12 protein-coding genes and 1 riboswitch are annotated in these 14,758 nt (G+C 53.5%); of the genes, 8 read left to right on the top strand and 4 right to left on the bottom strand.

Translation table 11 applies throughout. From position 1 onward, the window contains the following. Nucleotides 1-38: 38 nt before the first annotated feature. Nucleotides 39-704, top strand: a complete 666-nt coding sequence (locus tag M987_RS02080) for a DUF1190 family protein (RefSeq protein WP_014071787.1) — start codon at nucleotides 39-41, stop codon at nucleotides 702-704. A 2-nt stretch (nucleotides 705-706) separates the two neighbouring features. Continuing rightward, nucleotides 707-1,867, top strand: a complete 1,161-nt coding sequence (locus M987_RS02085) for a glutathionylspermidine synthase family protein (protein ID WP_014071788.1) — start codon at nucleotides 707-709, stop codon at nucleotides 1,865-1,867. Nucleotides 1,868-1,958: 91 nt separating this feature from the next. Here the strand turns inward: M987_RS02085 and ygiD are convergent, their stop codons facing one another. After that, on the bottom strand, nucleotides 1,959-2,747 hold the full coding sequence (gene ygiD, locus M987_RS02090; protein WP_014071789.1) for a 4,5-DOPA-extradiol-dioxygenase: 789 nt from the start codon (nucleotides 2,745-2,747) through the stop codon (nucleotides 1,959-1,961). 196 nt (nucleotides 2,748-2,943) lie between these two features. Between ygiD and zupT the strand changes: the two genes are divergently transcribed. From zupT to M987_RS02115, 5 genes are all read left to right on the top strand, one after another. After that, nucleotides 2,944-3,717 (top strand): zinc transporter ZupT, encoded by a 774-nt coding sequence (zupT, locus tag M987_RS02095; RefSeq protein WP_014071790.1) that lies wholly within the window; start codon nucleotides 2,944-2,946, stop codon nucleotides 3,715-3,717. A gap of 328 nt (nucleotides 3,718-4,045) precedes the next feature. Further along, nucleotides 4,046-4,606, top strand: coding sequence for a fimbrial protein (locus tag M987_RS02100; RefSeq protein ID WP_014071791.1), 561 nt, complete (start codon nucleotides 4,046-4,048; stop codon nucleotides 4,604-4,606). 74 nt (nucleotides 4,607-4,680) lie between these two features. Then, nucleotides 4,681-7,125, top strand: coding sequence for a fimbria/pilus outer membrane usher protein (locus tag M987_RS02105; RefSeq protein ID WP_014071792.1), 2,445 nt, complete (start codon nucleotides 4,681-4,683; stop codon nucleotides 7,123-7,125). Between the two features lie 10 nt (nucleotides 7,126-7,135). Beyond that, nucleotides 7,136-7,897, top strand: coding sequence for a fimbrial biogenesis chaperone (locus M987_RS02110; protein WP_014071793.1), 762 nt, complete (start codon nucleotides 7,136-7,138; stop codon nucleotides 7,895-7,897). Beyond that, a complete protein-coding gene (locus M987_RS02115) occupies nucleotides 7,881-8,942 on the top strand; it encodes a fimbrial protein (RefSeq protein ID WP_014071794.1) in 1,062 nt (353 codons plus the stop codon). Before M987_RS02110 ends, M987_RS02115 begins: the two co-directional genes overlap by 17 nt. A 47-nt stretch (nucleotides 8,943-8,989) precedes the next feature. On the opposite strand, the gene ribB is transcribed toward M987_RS02115, so the two are convergent. Beyond that, complete coding sequence (gene ribB, locus M987_RS02120; RefSeq protein WP_014071795.1) at nucleotides 8,990-9,643, bottom strand: 3,4-dihydroxy-2-butanone-4-phosphate synthase; 654 nt, start codon at nucleotides 9,641-9,643, stop codon at nucleotides 8,990-8,992. Between the two features lie 106 nt (nucleotides 9,644-9,749). Then, a riboswitch (FMN riboswitch) is annotated at nucleotides 9,750-9,900 on the bottom strand. A gap of 121 nt (nucleotides 9,901-10,021) precedes the next feature. On the opposite strand from ribB, the gene ubiK reads away from it, so the two are divergent. Beyond that, nucleotides 10,022-10,318: a ubiquinone biosynthesis accessory factor UbiK gene (gene ubiK, locus M987_RS02125; protein ID WP_014071796.1), complete on the top strand. Its 297-nt coding sequence runs from the start codon at nucleotides 10,022-10,024 to the stop codon at nucleotides 10,316-10,318. A 95-nt stretch (nucleotides 10,319-10,413) separates the two neighbouring features. Here the strand turns inward: ubiK and hldE are convergent, their stop codons facing one another. Both hldE and glnE read right to left on the bottom strand, forming a co-directional pair. After that, nucleotides 10,414-11,844 (bottom strand): bifunctional D-glycero-beta-D-manno-heptose-7-phosphate kinase/D-glycero-beta-D-manno-heptose 1-phosphate adenylyltransferase HldE, encoded by a 1,431-nt coding sequence (hldE, locus tag M987_RS02130; RefSeq protein WP_014071797.1) that lies wholly within the window; start codon nucleotides 11,842-11,844, stop codon nucleotides 10,414-10,416. 40 nt (nucleotides 11,845-11,884) lie between these two features. Further along, entirely contained in the window at nucleotides 11,885-14,743 is a 2,859-nt protein-coding gene (glnE, locus tag M987_RS02135; RefSeq protein ID WP_483459050.1) for a bifunctional [glutamate--ammonia ligase]-adenylyl-L-tyrosine phosphorylase/[glutamate--ammonia-ligase] adenylyltransferase, read from the bottom strand. Nucleotides 14,744-14,758: the final 15 nt, after the last annotated feature.

Raw genomic sequence — 14,758 nt, forward strand, 5'->3', positions numbered from 1 at the left:
ATTTACTTCGTTCTACCACTGGGTCCTGGAAGACAAAAATGAAACGGACAAAATCGATTAATCACGCATCGTTCCGCAAAAGCTGGAACGCGCGCCATCTCACTCCTGTCGCGCTGGCGATCACCGCCGTCTTTATGCTGGCGGGCTGTGAGAAAACCGACGAAACGGTATCGCTGTATCAGAACGCGGACGACTGTTCAGCCGCCACCGGCAAAGCCGCAGAATGTACCACTGCGTACAACACCGCGCTGAAAGAAGCAGAGCGTACCGCACCGAAATATGCCTCACGTGAAGACTGCATCGCTGAATTTGGCGAAGGCCAGTGCCAGCAGGCCCCTGCTCAGGCAGGCACGGCACCTGAAAACCAGGCACAGGCACAATCCAGCGGCAGCTTCTGGATGCCGCTGATGGCCGGTTACATGATGGGTCGTCTGATGGGCGGCGGTGCTGGCTACCAGCAACAGCCGCTGTTTAGCTCGAAAAACCCGGCAAGCCCGGCGTACGGCCAGTACACCGATGCCAGCGGTAAAGGTTACGGTGCAGCGCAACCCGGCCGCACAATGACCGTGCCGAAAACCGCAATGGCGCCAAAACCTGCGACCACCAGTACCATTACCCGCGGCGGTTTTGGTGAGTCAGTTGCAAAACAAACCTCCATGCAGCGTAGCGCAACCGGTTCTTCTACCCGTTCAATGGGCGGCTGATCATGGAACGAGTCAGTATCACCGAGCGCCCGGACTGGCGCGAAAAAGCGACCGAATACGGCTTTAACTTTCACACCATGTACGGTGAGCCGTACTGGTGTGAAGACGCCTATTACAAGCTTACCCTCGCCCAGGTAGAGAAACTGGAAGAGGTGACCGCCGAGCTGCACCAGATGTGCCTGAAAGTGGTTGATAAAGTCATCGACAGCGACGAGCTGATGGCTAAATTCCGCATTCCAAAACACACCTGGAGCTTCGTTCGCCAGTCATGGAAAACCAGCCAGCCATCGCTTTACTCGCGCCTCGACCTGGCCTGGGATGGTGTGGGCGAACCTAAGCTTTTAGAAAACAACGCCGACACGCCAACCTCTTTGTATGAGGCTGCGTTCTTCCAGTGGATTTGGCTCGAAGACCAGGTGAACGCCGGAAACCTGCCGGAAGGCAGTGACCAGTTCAACAGCCTTCAGGAAAAGCTGATTGAACGCTTTGGCGAACTGCGTGAGCAGCATGGCTTTAACCTGCTGCATCTCGCCTGCTGTCGCGATACGGAAGAAGATCGCGGCACAGTGCAGTATTTACAGGACTGTGCGGCCGAAGCCGAAGTGGCTACCGAGTTCCTTTATATTGAAGACATCGGCCTGGGAGAAAAAGGTCAGTTCACGGATTTGCAGGATCAGGTGATCAGTAACCTGTTCAAGCTCTACCCGTGGGAATATATGCTGCGCGAGATGTTCTCTACCAAGCTGGAAGATGCCGGTGTCCGCTGGCTGGAGCCTGCCTGGAAGAGCATTATCTCCAACAAGGCACTGCTGCCGATGCTATGGGAGATGTTCCCGAACCACCCGAACCTGCTGCCCGCTTACTTCGCTGAAGATGATTTCCCGCCGATGGACAAATACGTCGTGAAGCCCATTTTCTCTCGCGAAGGGGCGAACGTGTCCATCATCGAAAACGGCAAAACGCTGGAAGCGGTTGAAGGGCCTTACGGCGAAGAAGGGATGATCGTCCAGGCATTTTATCAACTGCCGAAGTTTGGCGACAGCTATACGCTGATTGGGAGCTGGCTCATCAACGATCAGCCAGCCGGGATCGGTATCCGCGAAGATCGCGCGCTGATCACTCAGGATCTGTCACGGTTCTATCCGCATGTTTTCGTAGAGTAAATTGCGGCCTGATGCCCTCACCCCATCCCTCTCCCACGGGGAGAGGGTGCAAACACTAAAAACGGCAACCAGGGTTGCCGTTTTGCGTTTATTACCCCACCTGCACCGACAACATACTCAGGCTACCCATCTCAATACCATCTACCGGGATTGTAATCGGCTCCTGGCCATCCCACGCGCCTAATACATACAGCAGCGGCAGGAAGTGATCCGGCGTTGGGTTAGAGAGCGAACCGCCTTCGTGTTCCAGATAGTTCACCAGAGGGTGCTGCTCAACCGGGCCTTGCCAGGTCAGATTCGCTTTTACAAAATCGTTGAATGATGTTGCCCATGGGTACGGCGTATTCTCCCCGTGCCAGCGTGCAGTACGCAGGTTATGCACCACGTTACCGCTCGCCACCAGCATGATGCCCTCATCACGCAGTGAGGCCAGCTTACGGCCAATCTCCAGATGCCAGGCCGCTGGTTTGGTGCTGTCGATACTCAACTGCACCATTGGGATATCCGCATCAGGATACATTTTAATGAGCACGCCCCATGAGCCGTGGTCAAAACCCCAGGCTTCTTTATCCAGGGCGACCGGGACAGGTGCCAGCAGATCCACCAGCTGTTGTGCCAGCGCAGGCGAGCCAGGCGCCGGATAATGCGTGTCATAAAGTGCCTGAGGGAAGCCACCAAAATCATGGATGGTTTTCGGTGCTTCCATCGCAGTCACGCCTGTGCCACGGGTAAACCAGTGCGCGGAAACCACCACAATTGCTTTCGGGCGTGGCAACGTCTCTCCCAGATGGCGCCAGGCGCGGGTATAGACGTTATCTTCCAGAACGTTCATTGGGCTGCCGTGGCCTAAAAACAGTGCTGGCATACGAGAAGAAGTCATGGTGATATCCTTACAGAAGGTGTCAATTTGATGGTTCTACATTACGCGTAATCTGGCAAAGATGAACGCAGATAAGCGTGAAGATCATCATCAGGAAATTTGAATGTAAGGAATGTGTAAAGCAGAGGCCGTCCTCTCGCTTTGCCAACAATGAATCTTTAATATTAATGAGAATCATTATCACAAGGAGCAATGCATGTCAGTACCTTTGATCCTGACCATACTTGCGGGCGCAGCCACCTTTATTGGTGCAATTCTCGGCGTTCTCGGCCAAAAGCCGTCTAACCGTGTGCTGGCCTTTTCATTAGGTTTTGCCGCAGGGATCATGCTGCTTATCTCCCTGATGGAGATGCTACCCGCTGCGCTTGGCACGGAAGGTATGTCGCCATTGCTGGGCTATGGCATGTTTGTGCTGGGATTGCTGGGTTACTTTGCCCTCGACCGCATGTTGCCTCATGCGCATCCGCAGGACTTAATGCAGAAAAACGTAACGCCCATCCCGCGCAATATCAAGCGTACCGCTATTTTACTGACGCTCGGGATCAGCCTGCATAACTTCCCGGAAGGTGTTGCCACCTATGTGACGGCCAGCAGCAACCTGGAGATGGGGTTGGGCATTGCACTGGCCGTTGCATTGCACAATATTCCTGAAGGACTGGCGGTTGCCGGGCCGGTGTATGCGGCTACCGGATCAAAACGAACCGCCATTTTTTGGGCCGGGATTTCAGGGATGGCCGAAATTTTGGGTGGTGTGTTGGCGTGGCTGATTCTCGGTAGCCTGGTTTCACCGGTGGTAATGGCGGCCATAATGGCAGCCGTTGCGGGCATTATGGTTGCCTTGTCTGTTGACGAACTGATGCCGCTTGCAAAAGAGATCGACCCGAACAACAACCCAAGTTATGGCGTATTGTGCGGGATGTCAGTGATGGGGCTGAGCCTGGTATTATTGCAGGCAGCAGGCATTGGTTAATATGTTATACGCCTTCGAAAAACGGAGGCGTATATTAATATAATAAATACCGTTTAACATATAATGTCACATGCTCTTGATTATTTGAATAATCAAGTCCTTTACAAGACATTTTTGGTCGCTATTTTAGTATGAATAAATAATCGCCCTTCATCTTACCCCGCTTGAATATCATCTACTTAAATCACCCTCCTTTATATTTTAATTTCAGCTAAAAGCATTTGTAAGCCACGTTAATCGCATTAGCCTTTCTCAGAACGTTATACTTCGAAGGTAACCTCCTGAAATAATATTCAGGATGTGAATTCATTTGAAAAAGGATATTTTCATGCACACAGGAACAAAAACACTGTTAGCCGTTGTGATGGCGACACTCATCTCTGGCTCTGCTTTTGCTGACGATCAAGGTACTGGCAAGATCAAATTCAAAGGCGTCGTGATTGATGCACCATGCAGTGTTGCACCAGACAGCGTGGATAAAGAGGTCGATCTCGGTCAGGTAACAACAGCCGTTATCAATGCCAACAAAAAATCCTCGCCAGTCGCGGTAGATATTAATCTGGAAAACTGCCAGTTGGACGATCCTGCCGATGAAACCGACACCCCAATCACCAAAGTTGACGTTACGTTCACCAGCGCATCAACCGATGCAACTGATACCAGCCTGATGAGCAACACCTATGCCAGTGGTGCGCAGAATGTTGGCGTCCGTCTGCTGGATAACGCCGACGCCAATATTACGCTGGGCACCGCAAGCGAAGTTGCACTGCTGGCTGGCTCAACCACCCAAACGCTGCACTTCAAAGCACAAATGGAACTGCTGACTGGTAAAACGGCAACAGCGGGCCAGGTTGAATCCACCGCTAACTACGTGTTGGCATACAAATAAGTTATATCAATACGCCTATCTACCGGCTGGTATTTTATGCCAGTCGGAATTCTTTATTTATCTTGAGCAACAGAATGATGAAATATAAATTAAAAATCATAATCATCATTACAAGCCTGTTAATGACAAAAATCGCCTCGGGTACCGAATTCAATATTAATGCCATTGATAAAGATCTGCGTGTAAGTGTCGACTTAACCCAATTCAAAGATCAAACCTCCGTTGTACCCGGTCGTTATTTCGTTACCGTATCCATTAATGACATCCCACTGGCAAATGGCTGGCAACTCACCTGGAAAAAAGTCGACAACGTTGTACAAGTTTGCGTTCCTGCGGAGCTGGCCGATACCTTCGGCTTACAGGATAAAATACGCCACTCTCTGGTTGAAAAAGAGGGCTGCCTTGATTTTGCGTCGCTGCCAGATATGAAGTTTGTCTTTGAACAGGCAAGCCAGACGTTAAAGGTGACAATTCCGCAAGCCTGGTTACAGTACCGCTCGACGGACTGGATGCCCCCTTCCACTTGGGACAACGGTGTGGCTGGCGTATTGCTGGATTACAACCTGTTTGCCAGCCATTATCAACCGAACAGCGGAAGCCGTTCTGATAATGCCAACACATACGGAACGGCTGGGGCAAACCTGGGCGCATGGCGACTGCGCAGCGACTATCAATACAGCCAGACGCATACTGACAGCGGCTCGGAACATGACGGGCGCTTCTCCCGCACCTATATGTTCCGCCCGCTTCCTCAGCTTGGAGCAAAACTGACGCTCGGTGAGACAGATTTCCAGTCCGCCATTTTCGACGGGTTTACCTATACCGGGGCCTCGCTGGTGAGCGACGAGCGTATGCTGCCATGGTCTTTACGCGGCTACGCACCGCAAATTTCGGGCATAGCACAGACGAATGCCACCGTAACCGTTAGCCTTGCTGACCGCGTGATTTATCAGACCAAAGTTCCTCCGGGTCCCTTTGTGATTCAGGATCTCAATCAGTCGGTGCAAGGAACGCTGGATGTCCAAGTGACAGAAGACGATGGTCGCGTAACCACGTTCCAGGTATCCGCAGAATCCGTCCCTTTTTTAACCCGTAAAGGACAGGTTCGCTATAAATTCGCGACAGGTAAAGCACGTAAAGATGCCTCGCATGATGTAGAAGACAATGCGTTTATGAGCGGCGAGTTCTCCTGGGGCATGCTGTCACAAACATCCCTTTATGGGGGAGCGCTTGCTGATGGTGACTATTACCACTCCATCGCCGCCGGGCTTGGACAAAATATGGAACACCTGGGGGCACTCTCATTTGACATAACCCAGGCCACTAGCGAGCTACCGGGCCAAGATCCACAGACAGGCTACAGCTATCGCTTCAACTACAGCAAACGTTTCGACACCACGGGAAGTCAGCTTACGCTTGCCAGCTACCGCTATTCCGATCGTCAGTTCCTGAGCTATGCCCGTTTTCTGGATTACGATGACAAAGACAGCCAGACGGAAAAACAGACCCTGAGCGTCACGGCGAGCCAGTATATTTCGGCCCTGTCACTCAACCTTTATCTGAGCATGTTGCGTCAAACCTGGTGGGATGATTCTCCATCAACCACGGGGAGCATCACTGCGGGCTATAACTTTGATGTTGGCCGCTGGAAAAATCTCGGCGTGACCCTGTCGTTTAGCAAAACCCATTACGAAGATGAAGATGAAGATGACAACCAGTTCTATCTCTCTCTGAGCGTACCGCTCGATCCTGACCATCGTCTGAACTATGACCTGCGCAACAGCGACAGTCTGAGTCAGAACGTCTCCTGGTACGATACTTCAGACCGGGATAATACCTGGGGTGTCTCCGCAGGAACTGAGAGCGAAAAAGCCGATGCTGGCGCGCAGTTTAGCGGCAATTATCAGCACTACTCTTCAATGGGCGATCTCAACGTCTCAGGTAGCTATAAAGCGAATGAGTATAATTCGATGAGCGCGAGCTGGAACGGCTCAGTGACCGGAACGGCGAAAGGTTTTGCCTTCCATCGCCGCAGCTACAGCAATGAACCTCGCGTAATGGTAAGTACAGACGGCATCGGTCACATTCCGCTAAATGTCTCCCGGGATGTGACCAATGCGGCAGGTATCGGCGTGCTTTCGGCCTTTTCCAGCTATTCCCCGGCCAGCGTGCAGGTCAACATGAACAACCTGCCTGAAGGTGTCGATGTCGATAGTCGAGTGCAGACCTCTACCTGGACGGAAGGAGCCATTGGTTACCGCCAAATCGCTACCCGGGCAGGTCATGATGTTGCCGGTATTCTGCGAACCTCTACCAGTACGCCTCCTCTCGGCGCTCTGGTTCGCCTTCAGGAAAATGGCCTGCAGGTCGGGATGGTGGCCGATGAAGGCCATGTCTGGCTGGGAGCCGTCGAGCCGGATCAACAATTCCTGGTCACGTGGGGCGACAATAATCAGTGTCGCTTCTCGTTGCCTTCACACCTTGAAAACAGTATGCAGCTGATGCTGCCATGTCAGTAAGAGCGCCATGATGAAATTTCCCCCACAGAAAACCCTGTGCCTGATGTTGCTCGGCACGGTACTGAACACCCACGCGGCTATCAACCTTGATCGTACGCGGATCGTTTTTCCCGAGAGCGACAAGGCGAGCAGTCTGAAGTTCGATAATCAGAGCAAAACCCTGCCGTATCTTGCCCTTTCCTGGATTGAAGACGAAAACGGGCGAAAAGAGGACAGCCATTTTATGGCTCTACCGCCAATCCAGCGTATTGAAGCAGGCGCCTCGTCGCAGGTGAGAATTGTCAAACAAGCGGCGGTAAGCCAGTTACCGAAAGATCGGGAGTCTCTGTTTTACTTCAACCTGCGTGAAGTGCCACCTAAAAGCAGCAGCGTCAGCGACGAACGCAGCGTCATGCAGGTTGCCATGCAGAGCCGCATTAAGCTGTTCTGGCGTCCTAAAACCATCACCAAAAAACCGGGCGATCAAGCCGAAATGCGCATGGAAATTTCAGCTACCGCAAAAGGTCTGACCGTGCGAAATCCAACCCCTTACTACATCACTATCGCCTGGCTCAGTAAAAATGCGAAGACGCTGTTGCCGGGTTTTGACAGCCTGATGATTGCCCCCTTTGCATCAGCAACAACCTCCACTGGCGATTACCACGGTGACTACTACAGCATTGGTTACATTGATGATTATGGCGCACTTAAAAAAGTGGATGTGAAGTGTTCAGGAACAGCCTCGTGCCAGCTCACTGAGAGGAGGATAGTGAAAGATGCGAAATATCACTAATTTACTGTTTCTGATAGTGTTTTCACTCCTACCACTCAAAGAGGCACTGGCGCTTAACTGCTATCTGGGCGTCTCAGGTGGTCCAGTAGAAGAAACAAAAACAATCACCCCTTTTTCAATCCCAAGCAACGCGATAGTTGGTCAAAAGATCTGGGAATCTAACGACATTAAGATCCCGGTAACCTGTGACCAAAACGCCACAGGCAACTTTGAAAAAGAGGATATCTACGCCTGGGTTAACCCCTACCCCGCCCCCTCGGATCCTTACTACGAGCTCGGCGTAACATACGAAGGCATGGACTACGACGCAACTGGGCAGCCAAACGGCGTGGATACAACCCAATGCCTTGATAATAAACAGATAGAAATTTATACCCCAGATCAAATCAAACAAATGGGCTGGGAGGATCGTATCTGTTCTGGCAACGCTAACGATATCCATATCTCACGCACGTTCATGGTGCGGTTTCGCCTCTACGTCAAAATAAAGGCCATACCGCCGCACGGTTACGTTAGCTCACTTGGGGATTACATTGTGGTGCAGTTCGATGGTAAAGGCGGCGTAAACCAGATGTCTGATGCTAAAAACCTTAAGTACCACATCAACGGTCTAAACAACATTATCGTCCTGGATTGCGGCGCGACCTTCAGCATCTATCCTGAAAACCAGGAGATCGATTTTGGCACGTTTAGCGCCAGGGACATTGTGAACCAAAAAACACGTACTCGCACCTTCACCGTTAAAACCACCAAAGTGCAGGATGCAGAATGCTCCGACGGGTTTAAAATGGATTCATCCTTTTACACTACCGAAACCCTTAGCAATGAAGATACCGCTCTGCTCATTGGTAACGGTCTAAAATTGCGAATACTTAACGGCACCCAGCCATATACTTACAACCAATACAACGAGTATGCCGATTTCACAGGCAGTACGTTGCAGTATGAACAAACCTATACCGCCGAGTTGTCGCCGGTACCAGGAAAGGCCATTCAGTCCGGCCCGTTCGAAACCGTGGTGCTGTTCAAAATCAACTATCACTAAAAACAAAAAAGCCGGGATTCTCCCGGCTTTTTCCACTTCAGCATTTATCAGCTGGCTTTACGCTCATGCGCCTGGCGATATTCCACCAGATCTTCGATGGTCACAACCGGCATATTGTGCAGACGCGCAAAGGTGATGCATTCTGGCGCACGCGCCATGGTGCCGTCATCGTTGGTCAGTTCACACAGAACACCCGCTGGTTTGAAGCCAGCCAGAGTTACCAGGTCGATAGTCGCTTCGGTATGACCGCCACGGGTCAGCACGCCACCAGCCTGAGCACGCAGCGGGAATACATGGCCCGGACGGTTCAGGTCAGACGGTTTTGCACCATCAGCAATGGCCGCACGTACCGTAGTCAGACGGTCGGCCGCAGAAACACCGGTGGTCACGCCATGCGCCGCTTCGATGGTCACGGTAAAACCGGTACCAAACGCGCTGGTGTTGTTTTCGACCATCATCGGCAGCTCAAGCTGCTTACGACGATCTTCGGTAATACACAGGCAAACGATGCCACTACCGTGACGGATGGTCAGCGCCATCTGTTCAACGGACATGTTTTCGGCGGCGAAAATCATATCGCCTTCGTTTTCACGGTTTTCATCGTCAAGCACCATCACACCGCGGCCTTCGCGCAGTGCATCCAGTGCATGTTCAACACGCTGAGTTGAAGTGCCAAAAGAGGAAAGTAGCGTCTGATTCATGGTAAAAAAACCTCATTAAAATTATGGTTACCAGAATCAGGGCAGTCTTAGGAGCGCCACATAAGTAGCAAAAAAATAACGTGAGCGGGCCCATGCCCGACTTGATCGTTACTCTCTCCCATCCGGACTCTAACCGTCGGCCCCGGAATTACACCGGATCTGCTGACCTTTGAGTTTTCACCCAAAGCGCTCGCGGGCTTTCAGCGTCACGCTGATTTACCGCCGGTGGGGAATTTCGCCCCGCCCTGAGAATAAGCGAAGTAACTATAACGCTATTGATTAACCTGGGCAATGCATAAGCTTCAAACAATATTGGTTTATCCTGGGGCGCGACGCGCTACAATGGTCATCAACACCGTTTCATCAAGGGAAGCCACAATGATTGACCCGAAAAAAATTGAGCAAATTGCGCGCCAGGTCCATGAGTCCATGCCGAAAGGCATTCGTGAATTTGGTGATGACGTTGAGAAGAAAATCCGCCAGACGTTGCAGGCGCAGCTGGTTCGCCTTGATTTGGTCAGCCGTGAAGAGTTTGACGTGCAGACACAGGTACTGTTGCGCACCCGCGAAAAACTGGCGTTGCTGGAACAGCGTTTAACCGAGCTGGAAAACCGTAATGCACCGGAAGAAGTGAAGCCAGCCCCGGCTATTCCGCCGGTGGACGATCAGGAGTAAGGTAAATGCAAAACGGCAACCTCGGTTGCCGTTTTTAGTGTTTGCGCCCTCTCCCCGTGGGAGAGGGTTGGGGTGAGGGCACCAGCCCGCACAGATTACTGACTGTCTTTCTGGATCTTCTTAATGATGTTGGTGGTTGAACACCCGTCCTCAAAATTGAGCACCATCACTTCACCGCCGTTCGCCCAGACCTCTTCGCTACCCGCGATTTGCTCTGGCTTGTAATCACCGCCTTTTACCAGCAGATCCGGCAAAATGCCTGCGATCAGGCGCTGCGGGGTATCTTCTTCAAAGGAGACAACCCAGTCCACCGCTTCCAGCGCGCCAAGTACAATCATTCGTTGTTCCAGTGGATTCACCGGACGTGTTTCACCTTTCAGACGTTTCGTTGACGCATCGCTGTTCACCGCCACAATCAGGCGATCGCCCAGCTTGCGCGCATTCGCCAGATACGAGACATGCCCGGCGTGCAGAATATCGAACACCCCATTGGTCATAACCACTTTCTCACCGCGTTTACGTGCGGCGGCAACAGCGGCTTTCAGTTCGTCTTCGCTCATCACACCGAAACCGGTATCTGCACGGCCGCGCACGGCGTTTTCCAGCTCGATAGGCGAAACGGTTGATGTCCCCAGCTTGCCGACAACCACTCCCGCCGCGGCGTTGGCAAAATAGCAGGCTTCTTCAAGCGAGTTACCCGCCGCAAGCGTTGCCGCCAGTACGCCAATCACCGTATCGCCAGCACCGGTCACGTCATACACTTCCTGCGCCTGGGTTGGCATATGCAGAGGTGCTTTGCCCGGCTGAATCAGGGTCATGCCTTGTTCTGAACGGGTCACCAGCAGTGCAGACAGCTCGAAATCAGCAATGATCTTCATGCCGCGTTCGACAATTTCAGCTTCCGTTTTGCACTTGCCCGCCACCGCTTCAAACTCAGAGAGGTTTGGCGTCAGAAGCGTTGCACCGCGATAGCGTTCAAAATCGGTCCCTTTCGGGTCGATAAGCACAGGAACATTCGCTTTACGCGCCAGCTGGATCATCTTCTGGACGCTTGCCAGCGCGCCTTTGGCGTAGTCGGAAAGTACCAGCGCACCGATATTCCCCAGCGCCTGATTGATGCGCTCGTGCAGCGGCTCCGGATCAACACCTTCAAAACCTTCTTCAAAGTCGAGGCGGATCAGCTGCTGGTTACGGGAAAGCACACGCAGTTTGGTAATCGTCGGGTGTGTCGGAACAGAAACGAAGTCACACTTCACGTTCACGTCCGCCAGCGACTTGCTCAGCGCACGCGCCGCATCGTCGATACCGGTCAGCCCAACCAGACGCGAATGCGCGCCCAGAGAAGCAATGTTCATCGCCACGTTTGCCGCGCCGCCAGGACGCTCTTCAATGGTGTCGACCTTGACCACCGGAACAGGTGCTTCCGGGGAGATGCGGCTGGTTGGCCCATACCAGTAGCGATCCAGCATCACATCACCGACAACCATAACCCCAGCACGTTCAAACTCTGGCAGTGTTACTTTCATTCCTGACTCCAGAAAGATTCACAATTTGCGCGCGATAATATCACACTTGTTTTGTTACGCACGGTTCCACCAGCCACTTCTGCCAGCTGGCGGTGACCTGCGCGCGTTCCTGCGTAAAACAGTCCAGCGCCACATTGCCGGGCTGTTCCTGTAATGCCAGATGATGCAGCTCATCCCGCAGCGTAGTGTAGGCGCGCGTTAACGCCTGCGCTTCCTGCTCATCCATAATGTCGTTTTGCGCCAGCAGTTCCAGAATGCGCACATTGTCCGACCAGCGGATAAGCTTCGGCTTCTCGTGGGCGTGGCGCAGCACAAGATACTGCGTAATAAACTCGATATCCGTAATACCGCCTTCATCGGCTTTAATATCAAAGCGATCGCGATGTTTATTGCCTAAGTGGGCGCGCATTTTTTCACGCATTTCACGCACTTCGGTTTGCAGCGTGCTGCCGTCACGCGTTTTGGTCATCACGTCACGGCGGATGCTATCAAATTGGGTTTTAAGCTGCGGATCGCCATAGACGACGCGCGCGCGCACCAGCGCCTGATGCTCCCACGTCCAGGCTTCGTTTTGCTGATAATCGGCGAACGACTCCGTGGAAGTTACCAGCATCCCCGCAGCACCCGATGGGCGCAGACGCGCGTCCACTTCATACAAAATGCCTGACGAGGTGCGGGTACTGAACAGGTGCATAATGCGCTGCGCCAGACGCAGATAGAACTGACGCCCGTCGATTTCGCGTTCGCCGTCGGTCATCACATCCACCGGACAGTCATGCAGGAAGATCAAATCAAGGTCAGAGCTATAGCCCAACTCCCAGCCGCCAAGCTTCCCGTAACCCACCACGGCAAAACCGCGGCCCTCACGGTCGGCCAGATGTTTCGGTTGCCCGTAACGCGCCACCATTTGCATCCACGCCTGTTGTACCACCGCATCGATGATGGCTTCGGCAAGCCAGGTTAAGTGATCGCTCACTTTCATTACCGGCAGCGTTCCGGCGATATCAGCCGCGGCCACACGCAGCATCTGCGCCTGTTTAAACTGACGCAGTGCCTCCAGCTGTTGCTCTTCATCCTCTTCCGGCACGCGCAGCAAATACTGACGCAGTTCATCCCGGTAAGCATCGGTTGCCGTCGGCTGATAAAGCGTGTTCGGGTCGAGCAACTCGTCAAGCAGCAACGGGTAGCGTGCAAGCTTATTGGCGACCATCGGCGATGCGGCACACAGCGTAATCAGGTGTTTCAGCGCGCCAGGGAACTCGCTCAGCAGCTCAAGGTAGGTTGTTCGCGTGATGATCCCGCTCAGCAGCGGCATCATACGCGACAATGGTACAGGGGCATCCGCACGAGAGCAGACCTCGCTCAGCAGATGCGGCATCAGATGATCCAGCACCTGGCGGCCACGCGGGCCGATTGCGCGCTTGTTCAGCTCGCCACGGAAATCGGCAATCAGCACTACCACGCGGTGACGGTCATCGTCACTTAAGTGCGCCAGTACAGGCGTAGTGTCGTCTTCCTGCAACGCATCCTGCCACAGTTCGCGCCAGTGCTCTGAGAGCGTATCGTCCTGCGATTCGCTTTCATCATCGCCGATAAGGTCGTTAAAGATCCGGCGTACGCCCGCCATGTGCGATTCCAGCTTTTCGGTCAGTGCCGTCCAGTCGTCCACACGCATTCCCCAGGCCAGACGCGCGCGATTAAGGTCATCGCCCGGCAGGGTTTGCGTTTGCTCATCGTTGATGCTTTGCAGCAGGTTTTCCAGACGGCGCAGGAACAAATAGGCGTTGTGAAGCGTGCTGGCATCCCCTTCCGGCAGAAGGTGAAGCTGCTCAATGGCGGTCAGGGTCGGTAACAGCGAACGGGATTGCAGTGAAGGCTCACGCCCGCCGCGAATAAGCTGGAAGACCTGCACGATAAACTCGATTTCACGAATACCGCCCGCGCCAAGTTTGATGTTGTCTTTCAGGCCACGACGGCGCACTTCGCGCGCAATCATCCCTTTCATGTTACGCAGAGACTGGATCACGCTGAAATCGATATAGCGGCGGAACACAAACGGGCGCAGCATGGCGCGCAGCTCGTTGGCGTAGACATCGCCGTTATCGCCCATGATCCGCGCTTTGACCATCGCATAACGTTCCCAGTCGCGCCCTTGCTCCTGGTAATAATCTTCCAGCGCTGCAAAGCTCAACACCAGCGGGCCGCTGTCGCCAAACGGACGCAAACGCATATCCACGCGATAGACGAAGCCATCCTGAGTGGGTTGATCCAGCGCTTTAATCAGACGCTGCCCCAGGCGGGTAAAGAATTGCGCGTTGTCCAGCTCACGCCGACCGCCGCGCGTCGTTCCTTTCTCCGGCCAGGCAAAGATCAGGTCGATATCGGAAGAGAAATTCAGCTCTCCACCGCCGAGCTTGCCCATCCCCAGGATCAGCAACGGCTGAGGAACCCCCTCCTCGCTGCACGGCGTGCCCCACTCTTTACAGCAGGCGTCGTACAGCCAGTCTCTTGCCGCCACAATCAGCGTCTGCGCCAGCTCGCTCAGCTGTTGCAACGTGCTCTCTTCGCTGACCAGCTCCAGCGCCTGCGCCCAGGCAATACGCACCATCACCCGACGGCGGAACAGACGCAGCTCGCGCATCAGCGTTGCTTCATCTGCCACGCCACTGAGCGCGGTTTGTAGCCAGCCGGCATACTGCTGCCACTCGTCAGCCTGCGGCGGCGAGCTCTCAAGCTCCGCCAGCCAGTCAGGGTTAGCGGTTACGCTTTCCTGCACAAAATCACTGAACGTGAGTACGCTTTTAGCCTGCTCACTTAATGATGACGCCGGTAATGACTCAGGCAGACGTTCGCAAACGGTCTGCCACTGCTGCTGTAACTGCGAAGAGAGCGGCATTATTGGGGGTTCCTTGCC

The sequence above is a fragment of the Enterobacter soli ATCC BAA-2102 genome (assembly GCF_001654845.1).
GTDB lineage: Bacteria > Pseudomonadota > Gammaproteobacteria > Enterobacterales > Enterobacteriaceae > Enterobacter > Enterobacter soli.